This is a genomic window from Streptomyces formicae (assembly GCF_002556545.1).
Lineage (GTDB): Bacteria > Actinomycetota > Actinomycetes > Streptomycetales > Streptomycetaceae > Streptomyces > Streptomyces formicae_A.
The window spans coordinates 605,278-628,446 of the sequence record NZ_CP022685.1; the positions used below are offsets into that span (position 1 = coordinate 605,278).

Genomic DNA, 23,169 nt, shown 5'->3' on the forward strand with positions numbered 1-23,169 from the left:
CTTCCCGGTCCTGTGGCAACTCCCTTCCGCTTCGCCGGACCCCTCTCCCTTCGGGAACCGAAGCGCACCCGGTCCGCGCCGTATGCCGTTCCCTCTCCTCGCGCGCCTGATCCAGGCGGGCACCTGAGTGATCCAAGGTGACCGATAGCGAGCTCTCGGGCATGTCCACGGCATTCGCGTGACGTCACACCCACCTCCTCCAACTCGCGGAATTATCCGCCTGCATCCTTCTCCTCATGTGACTATTTCTCTCTCCATCTTTTCGATCGGAGGTCTTCGCCCCCATGCCGGATCACCGTTCCCTTTCCACGCTTCCGCACCTGCTGGAGAGCGCCGCCCGCGACACCGCACGAGGCATCACTTTCATCGGCGGCTCCTTCCTGACCTACGCCGAACTGCGGGATTCCGCCGAGCGGATCGCTCAAGGGCTGCACGGCCTCGGCACCACCCCCGGCGACCGGGTCCTGATCGTCGCCGATGAACCCGAGACCTTCTTCCGCGCCTTCTGGGGATCCCTCCTCGCCGGGCTCGTCCCGTGCCCCGTCGCGCCACCGGCCGACCCCTCCCGCTGGGCGACTCAACTGGAGTACCTGCGCGACCTGTTGGGCGATCCCTTGGTGCTCGTGTCCAAGGTGTCCCACGCCGATCTGCCCGACGTCGGGCTGCGCGCGGCGACGGTGGACGAGCTGAGCCACGCCGCTCCCGCCCACGTCCGGATCCCCGCGGCGGCGCCCGACGACCTCGCCCTGCTGATGCTCACCTCCGGCTCCACCGGATCCAGCAAGGCCGTCAGGCTCACCCACGCCAATCTGCTCGCGGCACAGGCCGGCAAGGCGGGCGCGCTCGAACTGGGGCCCGCCGACACGATATTGAACTGGATATCGACCGATCACATCGCCGCGATCGAGGCGCACCTGCTGCCGATGCTCAACGGCGCCGACCAGGTCATGACGGTTCCGGCGACCGTGCTCGCCGACCCCGTGGAGTTCCTCAGGCTGCTCACGGCGCACCGCGTCAAGGTGACCTTCACGCCCAACTTCCTGTTCGGACAGATCAATCAGGCGCTCGCGCAGCGGCCCCCCGCCCCGCAGGAGGTGGACCTTTCGCAGGTGCGGCACGTCATCTCCGGCGGCGAGGCCACGGTGACCGCGACCGTGCGGGAGTTCCTGACCCACCTCGCCCCGTACGGGCTGCGCGACGACGTGATCGTCCCCGCCTTCGGGATGACGGAGACCTGCGCGGGCAGCGTGTTCAACCGGGACTTCGCCACCCGCGACCGGGGCACCGAGTTCCCTCCGCTGGGGCGCCCCGTCCAGGGCCTGCGCATCCGCGTCGCCGACGAGAGCGGCACCGTCCTCGCCTCCACCGACCGGCCGGGGGTCACCGAACCCGGCGAGGTGCAGCTGCACGGCACGATGGTCACCGACGGGTACTTCGCCAACGACCGCGCCACCACCCAGGCGTTCACCGCCGACGGCTGGTTCCGCACCGGCGACCTGGGGCAGCTCGACGCCGACGGGCGGCTGACGCTGGTCGGCCGCACCAAGGACTCCATCATCGTCAACGGCGTCAACTACTACAGCCATGACCTGGAGACCGTCCTGGACGAGCTGGGCGAGGTGCGGCGCGGCCAGGTCGCGGCCTTCCCCGTCCGGCCCGAGGGCGCCGACTCCGAGCAGCTCGCCATCGCGTTCGTACCCGAGGGCGACCTCGCCGACGACACGGCCGTCTACCAGGCGATCGTGGCTATCCGCAGCTCCACGGTCATGCACTGGGGCTTCCGCCCGCAGCTCGTCCTGCCGGTCACCGTCGCGGACATCCCCCGGGGCAACCTCGGCAAGGTCCAGCGGACCCGGCTGCGCACCGCCGTCGAGAGCGGCACCCTCGACGCGGCGGCCCGCCGCGCGGACGAGGTGAGCACCCGGTTCCTCGGCGGGTACGTGGCCCCGGAGGGCGCCACGGAGACCGCGCTCGCCGCCATCTACGCCCGCGCGCTCGGCCTCGCGAAGGTGCCGGCGACGGCCAGCTTCTTCGACCTCGGCGGCACCTCGCTGGACGTGCTGCGGCTCAAGCTGGAGATCCAGAACGAGTTCGGCATCGACGACGTGCCTATGTCGACCCTCCTCCAGGCGCCGTCCGTCCGGGCGCTGGCCGGACGTCTCACCGGCGGCCGGGGCGCGGGCGGAGACGCGGCGTACGACCCGCTGGTGCCTCTTCAGGTCACCGGCGAGGGCACACCGCTGTTCTGCGTGCATCCCGGCCTCGGCGAGGTCCTCGTGTTCATCAACCTCGCCAAGTACTTCACCGGGGAGCGGCCGTTCTACGCGCTGCGGGCGCGCGGGTTCGGGCAGGGCGAGACGCACTTCGCGTCCTTCGACGAGATGGTCGCGACCTATGTGACGGCGATCCGCCGGGCGCAGCCCCACGGCCCCTACGCCGTCGCCGGGTACTCCTACGGCGGCGCGGTCGCCTTCGAGATCGCCAAGCGGCTCGAGGCGGACGGCGACGAGGTCAAGTTCGTCGGTGTGTTCAATCTGCCGCCGAGCATCTCGGGCCGCATGAACGAGATCACGTTCACCGACGGCGCGATCAACCTCGCGCTGTTCCTCGAACTGATCGACGCGGCCGACATCCCGGAGCTCACCGCCCGGCTGCGCCCGCTGCCCGCGGCCGACCAACTGGCGCATCTGATCGACCAGGCACCGAAACGGCGTCTGACCGAACTCGACCTGACCGTCGAACGGTTCACCGCCTGGGTGCACCTGGCGCAGAGCATGGTGCACCTCGGCCGCGACTACGAACCCTCGGGGTCGGTCGGACAGGCGCACGTCTTCTACTGCACTCCGCTCAAGGGCACCAAGCAGGAGTGGCTGGACAACCAGCTGCGCCACTGGGACGACTTCACCCGGCGCCCCACCACGTTCATCGAGGTCGACGGCGAGCACTACACCCTGATGAGCCCGCAGCACGTGCAGACCTTCCAGACGACACTGCGCCGTGAACTGGCCCGTGCGCTCGGCTAAGGACGGAATAGGCATGCAAGGCAAGAAGATTCTGCTGACCGGCGGGACCGGGCAGGTCGCGCGGCCCGTGGCCGAGGCGCTCGCCGCCGACAACGAGGTGTGGTGCCTGGGCCGGTTCGGTGACCTGTCCGCGCGCAAGGCACTGGAGGAGCGCGGCGCCCACACCTTCACCTGGGACATGGCCGCCGGTGACCTGACGGACCTGCCGGACGACTTCACCCACGTACTGCACTCCGCGGTGCACCGCGGCGACGGCAAGGACTTCGACGAGACGGCCCGTGTCAACGCCGCGGGCACCGCCCAGTTGATGACGCACTGCGCCACCGCGGAGGCGTTCCTGTACGTGTCGTCCGGGGTCGTGTACAACCGGGCCGACCGCACCCACCGCTACCGCGAGAGCGACCCGCTGGGCGGTGCGGCGCCCTGGCTGCCGACGTACCCGATCGCGAAGCTGTCCGCGGAGGGCGTGGTCCGGGGGCTGAGCGAGGCGCTCGGGCTGCCCTCGGTGATCGCCCGGCTCAACATCGCCTACGGCGTGCACGGCCACGGCGGCGTACCCATGATCCTCTTCAACCAGATGCGGGCGGGCCGCCCCTGCGCGGTGCCGCGCGAGGGGCAGAACTACTGCAACCTCCTGCACGTCGACGACCTCGTCCGCCAGGTGCCGCTGCTCTGGGGCGCTGCGCAGGCGCCCGCGCGCGTACTCAACTGGGGCGGCGACGAGGAGGTCGGCATGACCGACCTCCTGACGTATATGTCCGAGCTCACCGGCGTGCCGGTGCGGCTCGACCCGGGCGACCTCAGCCGGGAGACGGCGATCTTCGACCACGACGCCCGCCGCGCGCTGATCGGCGACTGCGCCGTCGGCTGGCGGGCCGGGATCGCCCGCACCATGGCCGAGCTGTTCGAGGAGTACCGCGACCGCATCGACGCGTACGTCACCGAACACGGCATCGGGACGTCCGTCGGTCAGCCCGTCGGCGAACGGGGTTAGGGAGCAGCATGCGCAGGCCCATCGACATCGACGCGCTCCGGCGTGTGCTGTGCGCCGCCCTCGGCACCGACGCGCCGGTGTGCACGCCGGCCCGACTGGGCGTGGAAGTCGGCGCGTGCACCGCGCCGACCGAGCGGCCCACCCTGGTCGGCGGCGCGGCACCGTACGCACCGACCACCCCCGCCCCCACGCCCCAGGCCCTCGACGCGCTCATCGAGCAGGCGCGCTCCCTCGGCGTCGCCCAACTCCTCGTCCCCCATGTGCGGCGCACCGACGACCCCGGCGCGCTGCGGGCCGCGGGCTTCGTCCCCGTCGCCGCCGACAGCGAATGCGTCGTACGGCTGACCGAGGACGTGGACGTTCTGCTGCGCGGTCGCGTCGGGGCCGACCGGCTCCGCGAACTCCGCGCGCACCACGAGGCGGTGTCCCAGGACCTGACCTGGGAGCGGATCCCCTTGAGCGAGCTGACCGCGCACGGCTGGGCGCGCGATGCCTTCGTCGCGCTCCATCGGCGGGTCGCCGAGCGCGCGGGGCACGGCCCGACGCCGTACAACGCCGACGCTCTCGACGCGCTGGCCCACGGCGCCCCGGCGGACCGCGCCGAGCTGCTCGTGCGCCGCCGCAAGGAGGTCGCGGACGCCGAGGACGCAGTCGTCCAGGTCGCGCTCCTGGTGGAGTCCCACACCGGGCGCGGGATCTACCACCTCGCGGGGGCCGTCGGTCACCACGATCCCGTCGCACGCGAGAGCCTCGAAGACGCCACTCTGTACCGGCTCTGCCTCGACGCGCGGAGCTCCGGTCTGGAGTGGGTCCACCTGGGCTCCGGGGGCTCCGAGCGCAAGCGGGGCGTGGGCGCCGACCTGTTCGTCCCCCTCGACCACTGGCTGCGCGCCCCTGACCTGCCGCCCGCCGCCGAAGAAGCCGACAGCGCCCTGTCGCGGTTCGCGACCGATCCGGTCGCCGCGGTCCCGGTGCCCGGCCCCGCCCGCTTCCGCCGCCAGCCGCGCTTCGACACGATCGACCTGTCGAGCAACACCAATCCGTTCCTCGGCGCCGACGCCGTCTACCCCCATCTCGACACCACCGAACTCGCCAGGACCTATCTGACGACGATCGCGAAGCTGCCCGGCCACCAGGGTGTCGAGGCGCTGAGTCCGGAGCACGTGCTGTTCTCCAGCGGGTCGGTCGACGGCGCCATGCTGCTGCTCGCGGCGCTGGCGTCACCCGGCGAGTCCGTCTGCGTCACGCCGCCCACCTTTCCGCTCTACGCCCACTTCGCCCGCGTCCTTCGCCTGCCCGTCGTCGACAGTCCGCTGCGCGGCGACGACCTCGACGAACTCGACGTCGAGGGGATCCTGGCCGCCGATCCCCGGGTGACGTTCCTGTGCGACCCGAACAATCCCGTCGGCACCCGGCTCGACCGGGCACAGGTGCTCGACCTGGTGACGCGCACCCGCGGCATCGTGGTGATCGACGAGGCCTACGCCGAGTTCAGCGACACCCCTTCGTACGCCGGTCGGGTCGCCGAGCACGACAACCTCATCGTGCTCAGGACCCTCTCCAAGGCGTGGGGGCTCGCGGGCGCGCGCTGCGGGATCGCGCTGGCCCGTCCCGGTCTCGTCGACGCGCTGCGGCGGGTGCAGGTGCCCTTCGGGTTCACGGACGCCTCCCAGCGCGCCGCGCGGCACCGGCTGACCAACTCCCACGAGGCGCTCGACAGCGTCCGGCGCATCCGTGCCGAGCGCGACCGGATGGCCGCGGCCCTCGCCGAACACCCCTCGGTGGAGCGGGTGTTCCCCTCGGAGACCAACTTCCTCCTCGTCCGGCTGCACAAGCACGAACAGGTGATGGCGCGGTTCGCCGCCGCGGGGATCGTGGTCGCCGACACCGGATTCGTCATTCCCGCCACCTGCCGCGTCTCGATCGGCGACCGCCGCGCGAACGACACGCTGCTCGCCGCGCTCTCCGCCTCGGTGTGAGCACCACGACCGAAAGGATCCCTTCGTGGGTCACGATTCCCGCTCCGACCTCCCCTTCACCAGCACCGTCGTCGCCGAGGGGTATGACCGCTGGAGCCCGCCCCTGCACAAGGAGTTCGAGACCAACACCCACCACGGCCAGCTGGGCCAGACCCTCATCAAGGAGACCGGCCTGGTACGCGTCTGGGAGACCCTTCTGGAGCCGGGCGCGCGCATCCCCGTCCACCGGCACGAGCGGGACTACACCTGGATCGCGCTGACCGACGGCCACGCACGCCAGCACTCCGAGGACGGCGCCAGCCGCGAGATCTCCTTCGTCCGCGGCCAGACCCTCCACTTCCGTCTCGGCGAGGGACGCCACCATCTGCACGACCTGAAGAACATCGGCGAGGAACCCCTGTCGTTCCTGACGGTGGAGACGAAGACCGCCCAGCCGCGGGAAGATCTCCGACCCCGATGTAGTTAGTAGAAATGTGAACGACATCGGGGTACGAGACGCGGCCGCCCGAGCGGCGGTACAAGACGTGGACGTGGTCGTCATCGGCGCTGGTCAGGCGGGCCTGTCCAGCGCCCATCACCTGCGGCGGGTCGGCTTCGAACCCGGTCGGGACTTCGAGGTGCTCGACCACGCGCCCCGGCCCGGCGGTGCCTGGCAGTTCCGCTGGCCCTCCCTGACGTACGCGAAGGTCCACGGGATGCACTCGCTTCCGGGCATGGAGCTGACGGACGCGGACCCCGCGCGCCCGTCGTCGGAGGTCATCGCCGAGTACTTCGAGGCGTACGAACGCCGCTTCGACCTGCGGGTGCGACGCCCCGTCGACGTGCGGGGAGTCCGCGAGGGCGAGGCGGGCCGCCTGCTCGTCGAGACCTCCGCGGGCACCTGGTCGACGCGCGCCGTCATCAGCGCGACGGGCACCTGGGACCGGCCGTTCTGGCCCCGCTACCCGGGTCAGGAGACGTTCCGCGGGCGGCAGTTGCACACGGCGGTCTATCCGGGACCCGAGGCGTTCGCGGGGCAGCGGGTCGTCGTCGTGGGCGGTGGTGCGTCCGGCACGCAGCACCTCATGGAGATCGCCCCGTACGCGGCGGCGACGACCTGGGTCACCCGCCGTCCGCCGGTCTTCCGCGAAGGACCCTTCAACGAGGACTGGGGGCGCTCGGCCGTGGCCATGGTCGAGGAGCGCGTGCGTCAGGGCCTCCCGCCACGGAGCGTGGTGTCGGTGACGGGGCTGCCCGTGAACGACGCCATCCGGCAGGCTCGGGCCGACGGCGTGCTCGACCGGCTCCCCATGTTCGACCGCATCACGCCGAGCGGCGTCGAGTGGGACGACGGGCGCCGCGTCGACGCGGACGTCATCCTCTGGGCGACGGGTTTCCGCCCGGCGATCGAGCACCTGGCCCCACTGCGGCTGCGCGAACCGGGCGGCGGCATCCGCATGGAGGGCACCCGCGCCGCCGCCGATCCGCGCGTCCATCTGGTCGGGTACGGGCCTTCGGCGAGCACCATCGGCGCCAACCGCGCGGGCCGTGCGGCGGTACGGGAGATCCAGCGGCTGCTCGCGGCAGAGCCGGTCAGGGCATGAGGCCCTAGGGCAGGTACAGGGTGTAGAGCAGCCGGTCGGGCACGACCGGCGGAGGCCCCTGGAGGACCCCGGTGGTGGCGTTCTCCACGAGCCCCCGCTTCACCTGCGCCGGGGTGTCCGTGGGCCGGAACCCGAGATGGAGCGCGGCCGCCCCCGCGGCGTGCGCCGTGGCCATCGACGTGCCGCTGAGGGTCGCCGTCGCGGTGTCGCCGCCGTTCCACGCCGAGGGGATCTGCACGCCCGGCGCGAACAGGGAGACGCAGTCACCGTAGGTGGAGGATCCCGCCCTGCGGTCGGCGCGGTCGCTGGCGCCGACGCTGATCACCTCGGGCACCCGCGCGGGCGAGGTGCCGCACGCGCCGCCCGCCTGGCCCGAACCGCCCGCCGCGACGGTGTAGGTGACCCCGGAGCGGACGGAGTTGCGCACCGCGCTGTCGAGGACGTCGCTCGCCGAGCCGCCCAGGCTCATGTTCGCGACGGCGGGGCGCGCCGCGTTCTTGGTCACCCAGTCGACGCCCGCGATCACGCCCGATGTGGTGCCGGACCCCTGGCAGTCGAGCACGCGCACCGCCACCAGCTGGGCCTTCTTGGCCACTCCGTACGTCGTGCCCGCGGCGATGCCGCCGACGTGGGTGCCGTGGCCGTTGCAGTCGTTGCCGTTCTGCCCGTCGCCCACCGTGTCGGTGCCGACCGAAGCCCGGCCGCCGAACTCCTTGTGCGTGGTCCGCAGACCCGTGTCGATGACGTACACGCTCACGCCCGGCGCGGTCGTGCGGTACGTGTACGTGGTGGAGAGCGGAAGGCGCCGCTGATCGATCCGGTCCAGGCCCCAGGGCGCGTTCGGCTGGGTCTGGTCCGCCGCCGCGTCGGCCACGCGCACCCGGGTGTCCTGACGGATGTACGCGACGCGGGGGTCGGCGCTCATCCCGGCCGCCTCCGCGCGGCTCATCCGCGCCGAGAAGCCGTGCAGCGCCGCCCGGTACACATGCCCGAGCCGGGCCCCTTCGGCCCGGCCCACGAGCTCGCGCGCCACGGTCGGCACGGCCGCGTCGGCACCGGCCTTCGCGGGTTCCTTCAGAACGACGATCCAGCTGTCCGGCACGGCGATCTCGGCGCCACGCGCGAGCCGCAGCTCCCCGGCGGAGGGGCCGGATGAGGCATGACCTGCGGGTGTGGCGCCGAGCTGGAGTCCTGCGGCTATGAGCGCGGCGGGCAGCAGCACCGCCGCCGTCCGCCGACGCGAGGGCATTCTCATTCCCGGTGCACCTGAACCTTTCGTTGACCAGGGGTGGGGTCGGGTCATGTGCGGTGCGTGGCGCGGTCGTTGCCGGTGGTTCGGCGCGGAGCGCATGCCAGAGTCTCGCGCCGCTCCGCGCGGCACAAGTGTCCCTACCGGGGCCGGGGAGGGCGCCTAGCTCTTCCCTGTCCTGTTGAACTCCGCGACGTTCTTCTGGTGCGTCTCGAAGCTCGACGTGAACCGCGTGTCACCCGGTTTCACGGTCACGAAGTACAGCCAGTCCCCACGCGCCGGGCTGATCGCCGCCCGCATCGCCTCTTCGCCCGGGTTGCCGATCGGCGTGGGCGGCAGGCCCATCCGCGCATAGGTGTTGTACGGGCTGTTGATCTTCGTGTCGCGGTCGCTGGTGGCCAGCGTGGAGCGGTTCAGGGCGTAGTTGACGGTGGAGTCCATCTGCAATGGCATGCCCTGGTCGAGCCGGTTGTAGATGACCCGGGCCACCTTGCCCATGTCCGCCTTGGTGCCCGCCTCGGCCTCGATCATGCTGGCGATGGTGACGGTCTGGTAGACGTTCACCGCGTTGCGGTCGGCGCCCGCGGTGACCTGGCTGCCGCCGAACTTCTTCGTCGCCGTGTTCACCATGTACGACAGGACGGAGGCCGGGGTCGACTGGGAGCTGATCGGGTACGTGGCGGGGAAGAGGTACCCCTCGGGGTTGCCTCCGGCGTCGCTGGGGAGCTTGAGGTTCGCCTTGGGGACGGCCTTCTTCGTACTGCCCGACGGCACCTTGAGCGCCTTGTCCACGGCCTCGTACACCTGGCCCGAGCGCCAGCCTTCGGGGATGGTCAGCGACTCGGGCCGCGCGTCGTCGTCCGGAAGCATCAGCGGCACCGCCACGGCGGTGGCCGCCGCGACGGCTCCGGTCGCGATCAGGGCGATCCGGCCCCGCCGCGTCAGTCGAATCGTGCCCCGTCGCGGAGTCTTGGTCTGCATGCGGGCACGGTAACCCGCAAAAGGGTGCATTCCTGGCATATCGTCATGTCGCGGGCTCCAATTGCGCGTCCCTGCGGACGAGCGCGGCATACCGCCCGTCGCGCGCCAGGAGCTGCTCGTGACTGCCCCGCTCCGCGGTGCGCCCGCCGTCGAGGACCACGATCTGGTCGGCGCCGCGGACCGTGGAGAGCCGGTGGGCGATGGTGAGCGTGGTGCGGTTCTCGGACAGGGCGTCGATGGCTTCCTGCACGGCCCGCTCGGTGCGGGTGTCCAGGGCGCTGGTCGCCTCGTCGAGGATGAGGACGGGCGGGTCCCGCAGGATCGTGCGGGCGATGGCCAGGCGCTGCTTCTCACCGCCGGAGAAGCGGTGGCCGCGCTCGCCGACCACCGTCTCGTACCCGTCGGGCAGGGACGCGATGTGGTCGTGGATCTGGGCCGCGCGGGCCGCGGCGATCATTTCCTCCTCGGTGGCGTCGGGCTTGGCGAAGCGGAGGTTGTCGGCCACCGACGCGTGGAAGAGGTAGGTCTCCTGGGAGACCACGCCGACGGCGCGGGCGAGCGTGTCGAAGTCCAGGTCGCGCACGTCGACGCCGTCGAGCGTGACGCGTCCGCCCGTCACGTCGTACAGCCGGGGCACGAGGTGGCTCAGGGTCGACTTGCCGGACCCCGTGGGGCCGACCACGGCGAGGCTGCCGCCCGCGGGTATCGCGATGTCGATGCCCTGGAGCGTGGGCCCGGACTCCTCGTCGTAGCGGAACTCGACGTCCTCGAAGCGGACCTCGCCCTTGATCTTGTCGAGGCGGACGGGGTGCTCGGGCTCGGTGATGTCGACGGGCAGGTCGAGGTACTCGAAGATGCGCTGGAAGAGCGCGAGCGAGGTCTGGATCTGCACGCCGGTGGAGAGCAGGCTGACCGTGGGCCGGAACAGGCCCTGCTGGAGCGAGACGAAGGCGACGAGCGTGCCGATCGAGACGGTCGGGCCACCCATCTGGAACGCGATGCCCGCGGTCCAGTAGATGACGGCGGGCATGGCGGCCATGACGATCGAGATGACGGCCATGCGCCAGCGCCCCGCCATGTTCGACCGGATCTCCAGGTCGACGAGCTGTTCGGACTCGTCGGAGAAGGACTTGGTGAGGGAGTCCGCGCGGCCCATCGTGCGGCCCAGGACGATGCCGCTCACGGAGAGGGACTCGGTGACCGTCGCGGCCATCGCGGCCATCTGCTTCTGGCGCTGCGTGGCGATCTTCTTGCGCTCGCGGCCGACCCGGCGGCTGATCCACACGAACACGGGGAGCAGCAGCAGCGAGACGACGGTCAGGCGCCAGTCCAGGGCGAGCATGGCGACGACGGTCGCGATCACGCTCGTGAGGTTCGAGACCAGGGACGTGGCGGTGGAGGTGACGGTCGCCTGCATGCCGCCGATGTCGTTGGCGATCCGGGACTGGACCTCGCCCGTGCGGGTGCGGGTGAAGAAGGCCAGCGACATGCTCTGCAGTCGGCCGTAGACCGCGGTGCGCAGGTCGTGCATGACCCGCTGCCCCACGGAGGTGCTGATCAGGGTCTGCAGGACGCCGAAGACGCTCGTGACGACCGCGCTGACGATCATGCCGAGCGCGAGCAGGCTCAGCAGTCCCGTGCGGCCCTGCGGGATCGCGGTGTCGAGGATCTCCTTGAGCAGGAAGGGGGTCGCGACCGAGACGAGGGACGCGGCACAGACCAGCAGGCCCACGACCGCGAGGCGCCCGCGGTAGGGACGGAAGAGGCGAAGGATGCGGCGCATCTGGCGCGGCGGTTCCTGGCCGGGGGCCTGGGGCGGCGGCGTCCAGGAGGGTTCGTCGTGACGCATGGGCTCCTACGGGGTGAGTGCGTACGGGACGCGATGGCTGATCCGGTGCGAGATTCAGGGAGCATAGCTCACTGTTACCTATACTCACAATGCACTTGGTCCTGATAATGTTCCCGTCATGAGCACCCCGGACACCGACGGCCCTCTCGCCGAGCAGCTGCTGCGGCTCACCCGCAGGCTGCACCGCATCCAGAAGCACCATCTGGAGCCGGTGGGCATCACCCCGGCCCAGTCCCGGCTGCTGCGCACCCTCGCGCACTACGAGACACCGCCGCGCATGGCCGACCTGGCACAGCGCCTCGAAGTGGTGCCGCGCGCGGTGACGAGCCTCGTCGACGGCCTGGAGTCGGGCGGCCTGGTGCGCCGCGCGCCCGATCTGAGCAATCGCCGTGTCATCCGGATCGAACTCACGGACGCGGGGCAGGACGCCCTCGAGAAGCTGCGCAGCGCGCGCAGAGCCGCCGCAGAGGACATCCTGGCCCCACTGACCGCCGAACAGCGCGAGGTGCTCGGCGGCCTGCTGTCCGCCCTGCTCGACGACCCCGGACGTCGTTGCTGACCACCGCCGAGGAGAGCCCATGCCCCTGCTGGAGCCCGAGCCGGACGCCCTGCGCCCCATGTCGCGCGCCCCGGAGCCATCACCCGACCGGGTGGCGGACCTGCGGGCCTCCGGCACGCCGGAGCCGCTGCGCACCGAACTGATCGCGCTGCTCGGCGCCGACAAGGTCCTGACGAAGGTCTCCGACCTGGTGCGGTACGCGTCGGACGCGAGCCCCTACCGGTTCCTGCCGCAGGTCGTGGTCGTCCCCGAGGACATCGACGACGTGTCGGCCGTCCTCTCGTACGCGCACGGCAAGGGCCGCGAGGTCGTCTTCCGCGCGGCGGGGACATCGCTGAACGGCCAGGCCCAGGGCGAGGACATCCTCGTCGACGTGCGCAAGCACTGGTCGGGCATCGAGGTGATCGGCGAGGGCGAGCGGGCCCGCATCGGCCCCGGCACCACGGTGGTGCGCGCCAACACCACGCTGTCGCGGTTCGGCCGGGTGCTCGGCCCCGACCCGGCGAGCGCCATCGCCTGCACCATCGGCGGCGTCGTCGCGAACAACGCGTCGGGCATGACGGCGGGCACCACCCGCAACTCCTACCGCACGGTCGCCTCACTGACCTTCGTCCTCCCCTCGGGGACGGTCGTGGACACGGCGGACCCCGACGCCGACGAGCAGCTGGCCCACGCGGAACCCGCCCTCTGCGAGGGCCTCCTGGCCATCAAGCGGGAGATCGAGGCGGACGCCGGACTCAGCGCCCGCATCCGCGCCAAGTACGAGATCAAGAACACCAACGGCTACCGCCTGGACGCCTTCCTCGACGGCGCGAGCCCCGTGCAGATCCTGCGCGGCCTGATGGTCGGCTCCGAGGGCACCTTCGGCTTCATCTCGGAGGTCGTGTTCGACACACTGCCGCTGGACCGGCACACGACGAGCGCGCTGCTCTTCTTCCCCTCGCTGCCCGCGGCCGCCGCGGCGGTGCCGCTGTTCAACGCCGCCGGTGCGCTCGCCGTGGAGCTGATGGACGGCAACACGCTGCGCGCCTCGGTCAGCGTGCAGGGGGTGCCCGCCGACTGGGCCGAGCTGCCGAAGTCGACGGCCGCGCTCCTGGTGGAGTTCCGCGCACCGGACGAGGCCGCCCAGGAAGCGTACGAAGCGGCCGCGGCCAAGGCCCTCGAAGGGCTCGAACTGGTCGCGCCCGTCGCCTCGGTGACCAACGCCTTCACCCGCGACGCGGGGACGATCAACGGATACTGGAAGGCGCGCAAGGCGTTCGTCACGGCCGTCGGCGGCTCGCGCCCTTCGGGGACGACGCTGATCACCGAGGACTTCGCGGTGCCCCCGGGACGGCTCGCCGAGGCATGCGAGGCACTGCTCGAACTCCAGACGCGGCACGGCTTCGACGCCGCAGCGGCGGGCCACGCGGCGCACGGGAACCTCCACTTCCTGCTCGCCTTCGACGCGGCGAAGCCCACCGACGTGGACCGCTACGCCGCCTTCATGGACGACTTCTGCCGCCTGACCGTCGAACGCTTCGACGGCTCCCTCAAGGCCGAGCACGCCACGGGCCGCAACATCGCGCCCTTCCTCGAACTCGAATGGGGCCCCAAGGCCACCGAACTCATGTGGCGCACCAAGCAGGTCATCGATCCCGACGGCGTGCTCGCGCCGCGCATCGTCCTGGACCGGGACCCGAAGGCCCATCTGCGCGGCCTGAAGACCATCCCCACGGTGGAGCCGATCGCCGACCCGTGCATCGAGTGCGGCTTCTGCGAACCGACCTGCCCCAGCGAGGACTTGACCACGACTCCGCGCCAGCGCATCGTGCTGCGCCGCGAGATGATGCGCCAGCCCGCCGGTTCCGCCGTCGAGAAGGGGCTCGTCGAGGCGTACGGCTACGACGCCGTGGACACCTGCGCGGGCGACTCGACGTGCAAGCTGGCCTGTCCGGTCGGCATCGACACGGGCGCCCTGATGAAGGACTTCCGGCACGCCCGTCACTCGCCCCGCGAGGAGAAGGTCGCGGCGCTCACCGCGAAGAACTTCACGGCGGTCGAGGCGGCCGCGCGGCTCGCGGTGGCCGCCGCGGACCGGATCAGCGACCGGCTGCTCACCACGGTGACCCGCACCGCCCGCAAGGCCGTGCGCCCCGATCTCGTACCGGAGTGGCTGCCGCAGATCCCGGGGGCCGCGGCCCGCAAGCTGCCGCGCACCGCGCGCGTGGGCGCCTGTGCCGTCTACTACCCGGCGTGCGTCAACCGCATCTTCGGGAGCCCCGGCGACCGTTCCCTGGCGGAGGCCGTCGTGGCGGTCTCCGCGCGCGCGGGGAAGCCGGTGTGGATTCCGGACGACGTCGCGGGGACGTGCTGCGCGACGATCTGGCACTCCAAGGGGTACGACGCGGGCAACACGGTCATGGCCAACCGCATCGTCGAGGCGGCGTGGGGCTGGACGGCGGGCGGGCGGCTCCCGCTGGTCGTCGACGCGTCCTCCTGCACGCTCGGCATCGCGCACGAGGTGGTGCCCTATCTGACGGACGACAACCGCCAGCTGCACCAGGAGCTGACGATCGTCGACTCGATCGTCTGGGCCGCCGACGAGCTCCTCCCCCGGCTTACGGTGCGCCGCACCGTCGGCTCGGCCGTCCTGCATCCCACCTGCTCCATGCGGCACCTGGGCGACGAGGCGCAGTTGCGCGCCGTGGCCGAGGCCTGCGCGGACGAGGTCGTCGTGCCCGACGACGCGGGGTGCTGCGCCTTCGCGGGCGACCGGGGCATGCTCCACAAGGAACTCACGGAGTCGGCCACGCGCAAGGAGGCAGCCGAGGTCACCGCCCGCCCCTTCGACGCGCACCTCTCGGCGAACCGCATGTGCGAGGTCGGCATGGACCACGCGACGGGCCGCGGCTACTACTCCGTACTCCTCGAGCTGGAGCGTGCCACGCGTCCGTAGCGCGAGAAGTCCAATTCCTCGATCACTACAGCCTCTTGCTTCTCGTCCGCACCGCCATCAAGGTGGCTTCCGCCCAGTGGTAGAGACCACGACGACGGAGGTCCGATGCACGACGAGAACGCGACACCGGTCCCGGACGACAGCACCGACACCACTGCCGAAGGACAGTCGAGGCGTGCGGTGCTCCGCACGGCAGGTCTCGCCGGAGCGGGGCTCGGGGTCGGCGCCTTCACCGGCGGTACGGCCCGGGCGGACGCCCCGGAAGCCGCTGCCGCGGCGGTCGACGCGGCGCCCGCCCGCAAGGGCGACACCATGATCGGCGTGCCCTTCCAGCGGCGCTCCACCGTGCGGGTCGGCATCATCGGGCTCGGCAACCGCGGCGGCAGCATGATCGACCTGTTCCTCGCGATCCCCGGCGTCCGCGTCGTCGCGCTCTGCGACCCGGTCAAGGAGAAGACCGCGGCCGCCGCGAAGAAGGTCACCACGGCGGGCCAGCCCGCCCCGGCCACGTACACCAAGGGCGATCACGACTACGAGAACCTGTGCAAGCGCGGGGACATCGACTTCGTGTACGTGGCGACGCCCTGGGACTTCCACTTCGACATGGCCAAGTCGGCGATGCTGAACGGCAAACACGTCGGCGTGGAGTGTCCGATCGCTCTCCAGCTCGACCAGCTCTGGGAGTTGGTCGACCTGTCCGAGCGGACCCGCCGACACTGTGTGCAGTTGGAGAACTGCTGCTACGGCAAGAACGAGATGCGTGTCCTGCGGATGGCGCACGCGGGCAAGTTCGGCGATCTGCTGCACGGCGCGGGCGCGTACAACCACGACCTGCGCGGCCTGATGTTCGACCCCGACTACTACGAGGGGCCCTGGCGCCGCCTGTGGCACACCCGGTTGCGGGGTGACCTCTACCCGAACCACGGCTTCGGCCCGGTCGCCAACTACATGGACGTCAACCGGGGCGACCGCGTCACCCACATCTCCAGCTTCGGCACGCCCGCGCTCGGCCTCGCCCAGTACCGCAAGGAGAACATGCCGTCGGGCGACCCGAGTTGGAAGGAGACGTACATCGAGAGCGACCGCACGATCAGCCTCGTCCAGACGGCGAAGGGGCGGGTCATCCGGCTCGAACATGATGTCTCCACGCCCCACCCGTACTCGCGCGTCAACAGCCTGGGCGGCACGAGGGGCGTCTTCGAGGACTATCCGGAACGCATCTACATCGAGCCGGACCACACCAACGACGAGTGGGGCGACTTCAGCAAGTACGCCGCCGAGTTCGACCACTGGCTGTGGAAGGAGCACGCCAACCCGCCGGGCGGTCACGGCGGCATGGACTACATCATGATCTTCCGTCTGATGCAGACCATGCAGCTCGGGCTCGTCCCGGACTTCGACGTGTACGACGCGGCGACCTGGACGTCACCCGTGCCGCTGAGCCATCTGTCGATCAAGGCGAAGGGCGCGCCCCAAGCGATCCCCGACTTCACTCGCGGGCTGTGGAAGAAGGCCCGTCCCGGAGTGGACTCGGAGAAGCCGAAGGGGTAGCGGGCGTCGGGGACTTGGCGGCGGTCGGACGGCTGTGCCCATAGGGGCCACAGCCGTCCGACGGCGACAGAGCCGGGGGATCAGCAGCGGTCGCTGTCCCGCGTCAGGATGCCCTGCACCGTGGCCAGCGTGCGGTCGTGGCAACCGCCGTCGCCGATCAGCCGGTAGCGCTCGCGGGAGGTGCCCACGGCGTGCCGCTCCTCGCGCGGGACGTTCGCGGTGTACGTCGCGTCACCGTCGTAACGGTCGTCGAGGAACGACCAGTTGGCGCGCCGCCCGTCGTGGCGTGTGACGCTCTCCGCGCGATCGCCGAGCGCGATCTGGGTGCGCAGCCGGTCGCCGGACCCGAGCGTCGTCGTGCCGTCCATCGTGTACGTGCGGTCGGTGCGCACGGCGCGGGAGCCCGTCGTGACCTTCTCGTCGTCGGTCCAGGTGGCCTTGAGCGCGTCCGTGGACTCACCCTCCGTCCAGCGGTGGACAGAGGTGTTCGCGACGGTGCGCGTCACGGTCGTGGCGACGCGGCCGTGCGAGGTGTCCACATAGCCGGAGACGCTGAGCCGGTGGCCGCCCTCGGTGTCCAGACGGTGCTCCTGGGTCGGCGAACCGGGGCTGTACGTCGCCTCGTTGACGAGGTCGCCCTCGCGGTGCCGGGTGAGCTTGCCCGTGACGTGATCGCTCTTCTCGTCCTGCCAGACCAGGACGTTGGCCGGGGTGCTCCAGCCGGTCTGCCCCTTGGACACGCCGACGACGGAGACCTCCACGTCGTGCGGCCGCCCGTCGTTGAGGAGCCCCGCGAAGGGCGTCAGGTCGTACTCGATGGGCTTGATGTCGAAGGCACGGGGGCCGGGAATCACGTACCAAAGAAAGGGGTTGGACCAGCCGCCGGTCCACACGGTCGGGAACGGCGCGGCGATCCCGGCCAACCGTCCGTCCACCGTGACCTGCACCTCGCGGTAGGGCCCCTCGTCCGCCTTGCAGGAGTACGGCGCGGTGCCGGGCACGGTCAGGTACCAGTACTCCTCGCATCCGCCGCCGGAACCGGTGGCGTATACCTCGGCGACGACGCGTTCGCTGTTGCGCGGGGTGGTGAGGGTGCCGCCGTCGAGCGGCAGGACGCGGTCGGGCATCCGCTGAGCCGACGACTTCGCCTGCTTCTCCCGCTCTTCCGCGGCGTAGAACGTGAGGGTGGCCTTGACGTCGATGACACCGGTGTACGTCTCGTTGACGACGTTCCCGATCAGCATGTCCACCGGCTGGTCGCCGCGCAGCGTCGCGCTGTAGCGCGTGACGTCCTTCTCCACGGGCCAGGCGATGCCCTCGGGCGAGGGCTCGGGCGTGGACGTGCGAAAGACCTCGATCCCGCCGATGCGGAGGTAGCCCAGTCGGTCGTACTGCCGCCCCTTGACCTTGCCGTCCATGCGCAGGACGACCTTGCTCCACCGGTCCCCGCACCCGACCGGCGGCGCGTACTCCCCCTTGTACGGCGTGAAGTCCTTGAACTGGGCTTCCGCGACCGTGACGCGGCAGGACTTGGTGTGCGGCGTCCGGATCGGGGGCGCGGCGGTGACCGGGTCGTGCCAGTCGGTGCCGAACTCGGACGGCGGCGGATCGGCGACCGTGGGTGCCGCTGCGGCGGGGTCGACCCCCGTGAGGGCGCTCGCCGCCAGTGCGGCTCCGACGAGCATGGACATGACGCGTCTTCTCATGGGGGATTTCTATGGGCAGTCGGCGATCACCGCAATGCCCCGCCCCTCAGGCCGCCTTGAGGTGCGCCTTGTCGCCCATGACCACGACCGGGTGCAGCTTCGGGTCGAGCGTGCTGAGCAGGTACCGCATGCCCGACTTCGAAAGGCTCACGCATCCCGACGTACCGCTGCCGTGGTCCATGTGTACCCAGATGCTGCCGCCCTTTTCCTTGCCTTGCGGGCGCGTCGGGTCATTGGGCGGGGTGCCTTTGACCCGGTTGTAGTCGATGGCGATGACGTAGTCGAAGTCGTGCCAGTGCGACTTCGGCCAGTAGTGCGGGGCCTGCATGGACGCGCTCTGGCTGTACGGCAGCTTCGCCTCGGGAGCCGCGAGGACACCGCCCCCGTCGGTGAGCGTGAACACGCCGACCGGGCTGCGCTTGTCGTCCTCGTGGTGGTTGGTGGTCCAGCCCTTCTTGCCGTTGTGGCCCGACCAACTGTGCTTCTTCTCCCAGGTCGCGTCCTTCGGCCCGGACTTCGCATAAAGAACGATGGTGGAGTTCGCGGAGTCCTCGCCGTCGCCGTAGACCGCGAGCACCTGCTGGGAGTTCTCGGGGATCTTCGACTGAAGCCCGTCCCCCACATCAGGGATGCGCTTCTGGTCGGCAGCCCGCGCATGGGTGTCGGACTCTCCCTGCCCGGCGTCGTCGTTCTTCTTCGCCGAGTCGTCCCCGCTTCCGCAGGACGTGACAAGGAGAGCACAGGCCGCCATCGCGACCGCCGTTCGCACCGCACCGGCTATACGCATCCGCCCATGGTCGCACCCGGTGTGCGGTGCGCCTGTCCGCGCCCTCCCGGCTCACGGAGATCGGGCTCATTCTTTACCGTCGGCCGGAAAATCGTTTGCTTCCGCCCACCCTACGAGGCGAACCTTTCACGGCTTGTCACCACCACTTGTCACCACCGCTTGCACCACCGCCCGCTCACGGCTCGCCACCCCCCGTCGGCTCCGCTCCCGGCCAGCCGACCGCCACCTGTCGGCGTCCATCCACCACCGCCCTTCACCGCACCGAGCTCTGGGACCCCATGCAGATTCGCGACCTTCCGTACTCCGACCCCGGCGTTCCGGATGCCCGGTCGGGGCCACGCTTCCTGCTGTGGCTCGGCCGCAATCAGCTCGGCGGCCAGCTCAAGTCCCTCGCCTGGGGGCTGCTGCACTTCGGCTCCATCGCGGGCCTGCCGTACATGGTCGGCATCGCCGTCGAGGCCGTGCTCGACCGCTCGGGCACTCGGCTCGCCCTCGCGGGCGCGCTGATCGTCGTCCTTGGCATCGCCGTCGCGTTGGGCGACACGATGCTGCACCGCACGGCGGTCACCAACTGGATCACCGCCGCCGCCCGTGTCCAGCAGCTCCTGGCCCGCAAGACCGCTCTCCTCGGCGCCGCGCTCACCCGGCGCGTGGCCGCCGGAGAGGTCGTCGCGGTCTCCACCGGCGACGTCGAGAAGATCGGCTGGTTCGTGGAGGCGCTCTCACGCTTCGCCGCCGCCGCGTTCACGGTGGTCCTGGTCACCATCGGGCTCCTCGTCTACCAGCCCGCGCTCGGCGTCGTCGTCGCCGTGGGCATTCCGCTCCTCGCGATCGCCGTGCTCCCCCTGCTGCCCCGCGCGACCCGCCGGGCGGACTTCCAGCGGGAGAAGGCCGGCCGCGCCACCGAGCTGGCCTCGGACACCGTCGCGGGCCTGCGGGTCCTGCGCGGCATCGGCGGCGAGGAACTCTTCCTGGACCGCTATCGCCGCGCCTCCCAGGAGGTCCGTACGGCCGCCGTGCGCAGCGCCCGGATGTGGGCCACGATCTCGGCGATCCAGGTCCTGATGCCGGGTCTCCTGATGATCGCGGTCGTCTGGCACGGCATCCATCTCGCCCGCGAGGGCCGGATCACGGTCGGCGAACTCGTCACCGTCTACAGCGCGGTGATGATGCTCAACTATCCGCTGCGGCACTTCGAGGAGATCGCCATGGCGTACTCCTTCTCCCGCCCTTCCGCCAAGCGGGCCGCGCGTGTCCTGTCGCTGGAGCGGACCACGCGGTCGGCGGACGAGGCAGCATCTGGCACAGGTGCCACATCCGACAAGGGCACGGAGCGCCTCGACGAGGGCGTCGAGCACCCGAGCACTCCTCCCACGGGCGACCTGTACGACCCGGCCACCGGGCTCCTCGCCCCTGCCGGGCGACTGACCGCCGTGGTCTGCGGTGACCCGGACGAGGCAGGGCGGCTCGCCGAACGCCTCGGCGGCCACCCGGCGTTCGACGGCGCGGCCGACCTGCCCTCGGTGCGTCTCGGTGACGTCCCGCTCGACGGACTGCCGCTGGCCGCCGCCCGCACCGCCGTGCTCGTCCAGGACAAGGACCCCGTCCTGCTCTCCGGGACACTCAGCACACTCCTGGACGTCCCCGCATCGGGAGCCGTCAGTGCGGCGGAGGCCCTGTCCGCGGCCCAGTGCTCGGACGTCCTCGACGCGCTGGCGCAGACCTCGGTGGACGACGACCCGATGGCCGCCCACCTCACCGAGCGCGGCCGCTCCCTCTCCGGAGGCCAGCGCCAACGCCTGGCCCTGGCACGCTCGTTGGTCACCGACCCCGAGGCGCTGGTCCTCGACGAACCGACCTCCGCCGTCGACTCCCACACCGAGGCACGGGTCGCCGACGGCATCCGGGAGCTGCGCCGGGGACGTACGACCGTGGTCCTCACCTCCTCGCCGCTGATCCTGGACCGCGCCGAGCGCGTCGTCTTCCTGGACGAGGGCGAGGTCGCCGCGGTGGGCGAGCACCGTGAACTGGTGCACAGCCAGCCCCGGTACCGCGCCGTCGTGACCCGGGAGACGGACGACGAGCGCGTCACCGTGGACACCCTGACGGATCTCGACATCGAGGAGACGGCATGATCGGCCTGGCGCCACCGGCGTACGACCCGGCGGCCCCCACCACGGCGGAGACGCTGCCCATCGGCGCGCCCTCGACCGTGCGCGGCTACGTGCGCGAACTGTTCCAGCGCCACCGCCGGGCCTTCGTCCTGCTCATCGTGGTGAACACCCTCGCCGTGATCGCCTCCATGGTCGGCCCCTACCTGCTCGGCGGCCTGGTCGAGAAGGTCTCCGACGACGCCCGTGACCTCCATCTGGAGCTCACCATCGGCCTGTTCGCCCTCGCACTCCTCGTGCAGGCGTTCTTCGTGCACCAGGTGCGGCTGCGCGGCGCGATGCTCGGCGAGCGCATGCTGGCGGATCTGCGCGAGGACTTCCTCGTACGGTCCGTCGGCCTGCCGCCGGGCGTCCTGGAGCGGGCCGGGACGGGCGATCTGCTCTCCCGGATCACCACGGACATCGACCGGCTCGCCAACGCCATGCGCGAGGCCGTGCCGCAGCTCGCGATCGGCGTGGTGTGGGTGGTGCTTCTCCTGGGCGGTCTCGCCGTGACCGCGCCGCCGCTGGCCCCTGCCGTCCTCGTCGCCGTGCCGCTGCTCGTCGTGGGCTGCCGCTGGTACTTCAAGCGGGCGCCCGCCGCCTACCGCTCGGAGGCCGCCGGTTACGCGGCGGTGGCCGCGGCCCTCGCGGAGACCGTGGACGCGGGCCGCACCATCGAGGCCCACCGGCTCGACCAGCGCCGCATCGATCTGTCGGAGCGCCGCATCAAGGAGTGGACCGCCTGGGAGCGGTACACCCTCTATCTGCGCTCCGTACTCTTCCCGGTGATCAACTTCACCCACACGATCGTGCTCTGCTCGACCCTGATGATCGGCGGAGTCTTCGTCCTGCAAGGCTGGATCGGCGTGGGCCAGCTGACCACCGGCGTGCTGATCTCGCAGATGCTCGTCGACCCGCTGGGCATCATTCTGCGCTGGTACGACGAGTTGCAGGTCGCCCAGGTGTCGCTGGCCCGCCTCGTCGGCGTGCGCGACATCGAGCCCGACGCCGGTGATGCCTCGGTGACGCCGAAGGGGCGCGAAGTCCTCGCGGACGACGTGCACTTCGGCTACCGCTCGGGCGTCGACGTCCTGCGGGAGGTGTCGCTGGCCGTCGAGCCCGGTTCGCGTGTCGCTCTGGTCGGCCCGTCCGGAGCGGGCAAGTCGACGCTGGGCAGGCTGCTCGCGGGCATCTACGGACCGCGTACCGGCCGCATCACCCTGGGCGGCGCGGAGCTGTCGGACATGCCCGCCGAGGAGGTCCGCGCGCACGTGGCCCTGGTCAACCAGGAACACCACGTCTTCGTGGGTTCGCTGCGGGACAACCTCCTCCTGGCCAGGACCGGAGCGCGCGACGCCGAACTGTGGGCGGCGCTCGGCGCGGTCGACGCGGCCGACTGGGCCCGGGCCCTCGACGAAGGGCTCGAGACCGAGGTCGGCTCCGGCGGTTTCGCGCTGACACCGGCACAGGCGCAGCAGATCGCGCTGGCCCGGCTGGTCCTCGCCGACCCGCACACCCTGGTCCTGGACGAGGCCACCTCGCTCCTCGATCCACGTGCGGCGCGCCACCTGGAGCGCTCGCTCGCCCGGGTCCTGGACGGGCGCACGGTCGTGGCGATCGCCCACCGGCTGCACACCGCGCACGACGCGGACGTCATCGCGGTGGTCGAGAACGGCCGGATCAGCGAACTGGGCGGCCACGACCAACTGGTGGCGGCCGACGGGGCGTACGCGGCACTGTGGCGGTCCTGGCACGGGTAGAGGATGCGTGGTCAGGCCGCGCACCGGAGCAATTGACCCTGGTGCGGCCGTGAGCGG

The 23,169-nt window shown here is 71.2% G+C and carries 15 protein-coding genes; 10 read left to right on the forward strand and 5 right to left on the reverse strand.

Annotation, left to right across the window (positions count from 1 at the left end; genetic code table 11):
• The first annotated feature begins 284 nt into the window (after nt 1–284).
• From KY5_RS02555 to KY5_RS02575, 5 genes are read left to right on the forward strand one after another with little or no spacing between them, the layout of a single operon-like run.
• Nucleotides 285–3,023, forward strand: coding sequence for a non-ribosomal peptide synthetase (locus KY5_RS02555; protein ID WP_098240637.1), 2,739 nt, complete (start codon nt 285–287; stop codon nt 3,021–3,023).
• Between the two features lie 13 nt (nt 3,024–3,036).
• A complete protein-coding gene (locus tag KY5_RS02560) occupies nt 3,037–4,017 on the forward strand; it encodes an NAD-dependent epimerase/dehydratase family protein (RefSeq protein WP_098240638.1) in 981 nt (326 codons plus the stop codon).
• Between the two features lie 8 nt (nt 4,018–4,025).
• Nucleotides 4,026–5,996, forward strand: coding sequence for an aminotransferase class I/II-fold pyridoxal phosphate-dependent enzyme (locus KY5_RS02565; protein WP_098240639.1), 1,971 nt, complete (start codon nt 4,026–4,028; stop codon nt 5,994–5,996).
• Nucleotides 5,997–6,021: 25 nt separating this feature from the next.
• Nucleotides 6,022–6,462 (forward strand): cupin domain-containing protein, encoded by a 441-nt coding sequence (locus KY5_RS02570; protein WP_098240640.1) that lies wholly within the window; start codon nt 6,022–6,024, stop codon nt 6,460–6,462.
• Between the two features lie 7 nt (nt 6,463–6,469).
• Nucleotides 6,470–7,579: an NAD(P)-binding domain-containing protein gene (locus KY5_RS02575; RefSeq protein ID WP_098240641.1), complete on the forward strand. Its 1,110-nt coding sequence runs from the start codon at nt 6,470–6,472 to the stop codon at nt 7,577–7,579.
• A gap of 4 nt (nt 7,580–7,583) precedes the next feature.
• On the opposite strand, the gene KY5_RS02580 is transcribed toward KY5_RS02575, so the two are convergent.
• The 3 genes from KY5_RS02580 to KY5_RS02590 all read right to left on the reverse strand — a co-directional run bounded on the left by KY5_RS02580 (nt 7,584) and on the right by KY5_RS02590 (nt 11,658).
• Complete coding sequence (locus tag KY5_RS02580; RefSeq protein WP_418952734.1) at nt 7,584–8,828, reverse strand: S8 family peptidase; 1,245 nt, start codon at nt 8,826–8,828, stop codon at nt 7,584–7,586.
• Between the two features lie 162 nt (nt 8,829–8,990).
• Nucleotides 8,991–9,809, reverse strand: a complete 819-nt coding sequence (gene mltG, locus KY5_RS02585; protein WP_098240643.1) for an endolytic transglycosylase MltG — start codon at nt 9,807–9,809, stop codon at nt 8,991–8,993.
• 43 nt (nt 9,810–9,852) lie between these two features.
• A complete protein-coding gene (locus KY5_RS02590) occupies nt 9,853–11,658 on the reverse strand; it encodes an ABC transporter ATP-binding protein (RefSeq protein ID WP_098240644.1) in 1,806 nt (601 codons plus the stop codon).
• A 118-nt stretch (nt 11,659–11,776) separates the two neighbouring features.
• On the opposite strand from KY5_RS02590, the gene KY5_RS02595 reads away from it, so the two are divergent.
• The 3 genes from KY5_RS02595 (at nt 11,777) to KY5_RS02605 (ending at nt 16,706) form a co-directional block, all read left to right on the forward strand.
• Complete coding sequence (locus KY5_RS02595; protein WP_098240645.1) at nt 11,777–12,217, forward strand: MarR family winged helix-turn-helix transcriptional regulator; 441 nt, start codon at nt 11,777–11,779, stop codon at nt 12,215–12,217.
• Nucleotides 12,218–12,236: 19 nt separating this feature from the next.
• Nucleotides 12,237–15,155, forward strand: a complete 2,919-nt coding sequence (locus KY5_RS02600) for an FAD-binding and (Fe-S)-binding domain-containing protein (protein ID WP_098240646.1) — start codon at nt 12,237–12,239, stop codon at nt 15,153–15,155.
• A 105-nt stretch (nt 15,156–15,260) separates the two neighbouring features.
• On the forward strand, nt 15,261–16,706 hold the full coding sequence (locus KY5_RS02605; RefSeq protein ID WP_098240647.1) for a Gfo/Idh/MocA family protein: 1,446 nt from the start codon (nt 15,261–15,263) through the stop codon (nt 16,704–16,706).
• Nucleotides 16,707–16,786: 80 nt separating this feature from the next.
• On the opposite strand, the gene KY5_RS02610 is transcribed toward KY5_RS02605, so the two are convergent.
• Nucleotides 16,787–18,412: a peptide-N4-asparagine amidase gene (locus KY5_RS02610; RefSeq protein ID WP_098240648.1), complete on the reverse strand. Its 1,626-nt coding sequence runs from the start codon at nt 18,410–18,412 to the stop codon at nt 16,787–16,789.
• Nucleotides 18,413–18,458: 46 nt separating this feature from the next.
• Nucleotides 18,459–19,199 carry a L,D-transpeptidase family protein gene (locus KY5_RS02615; RefSeq protein WP_098240649.1) on the reverse strand — a complete coding sequence of 247 codons (741 nt, stop codon included), beginning with the start codon at nt 19,197–19,199 and terminating at the stop codon, nt 18,459–18,461.
• A 278-nt stretch (nt 19,200–19,477) separates the two neighbouring features.
• Between KY5_RS02615 and KY5_RS02620 the strand changes: the two genes are divergently transcribed.
• Complete coding sequence (locus tag KY5_RS02620; RefSeq protein ID WP_098240650.1) at nt 19,478–21,334, forward strand: ABC transporter transmembrane domain-containing protein; 1,857 nt, start codon at nt 19,478–19,480, stop codon at nt 21,332–21,334.
• Entirely contained in the window at nt 21,331–23,112 is a 1,782-nt protein-coding gene (locus KY5_RS02625) for an ABC transporter ATP-binding protein (protein WP_098240651.1), read from the forward strand. Before KY5_RS02620 ends, KY5_RS02625 begins: the two co-directional genes overlap by 4 nt.
• Nucleotides 23,113–23,169 lie beyond the last annotated feature (57 nt).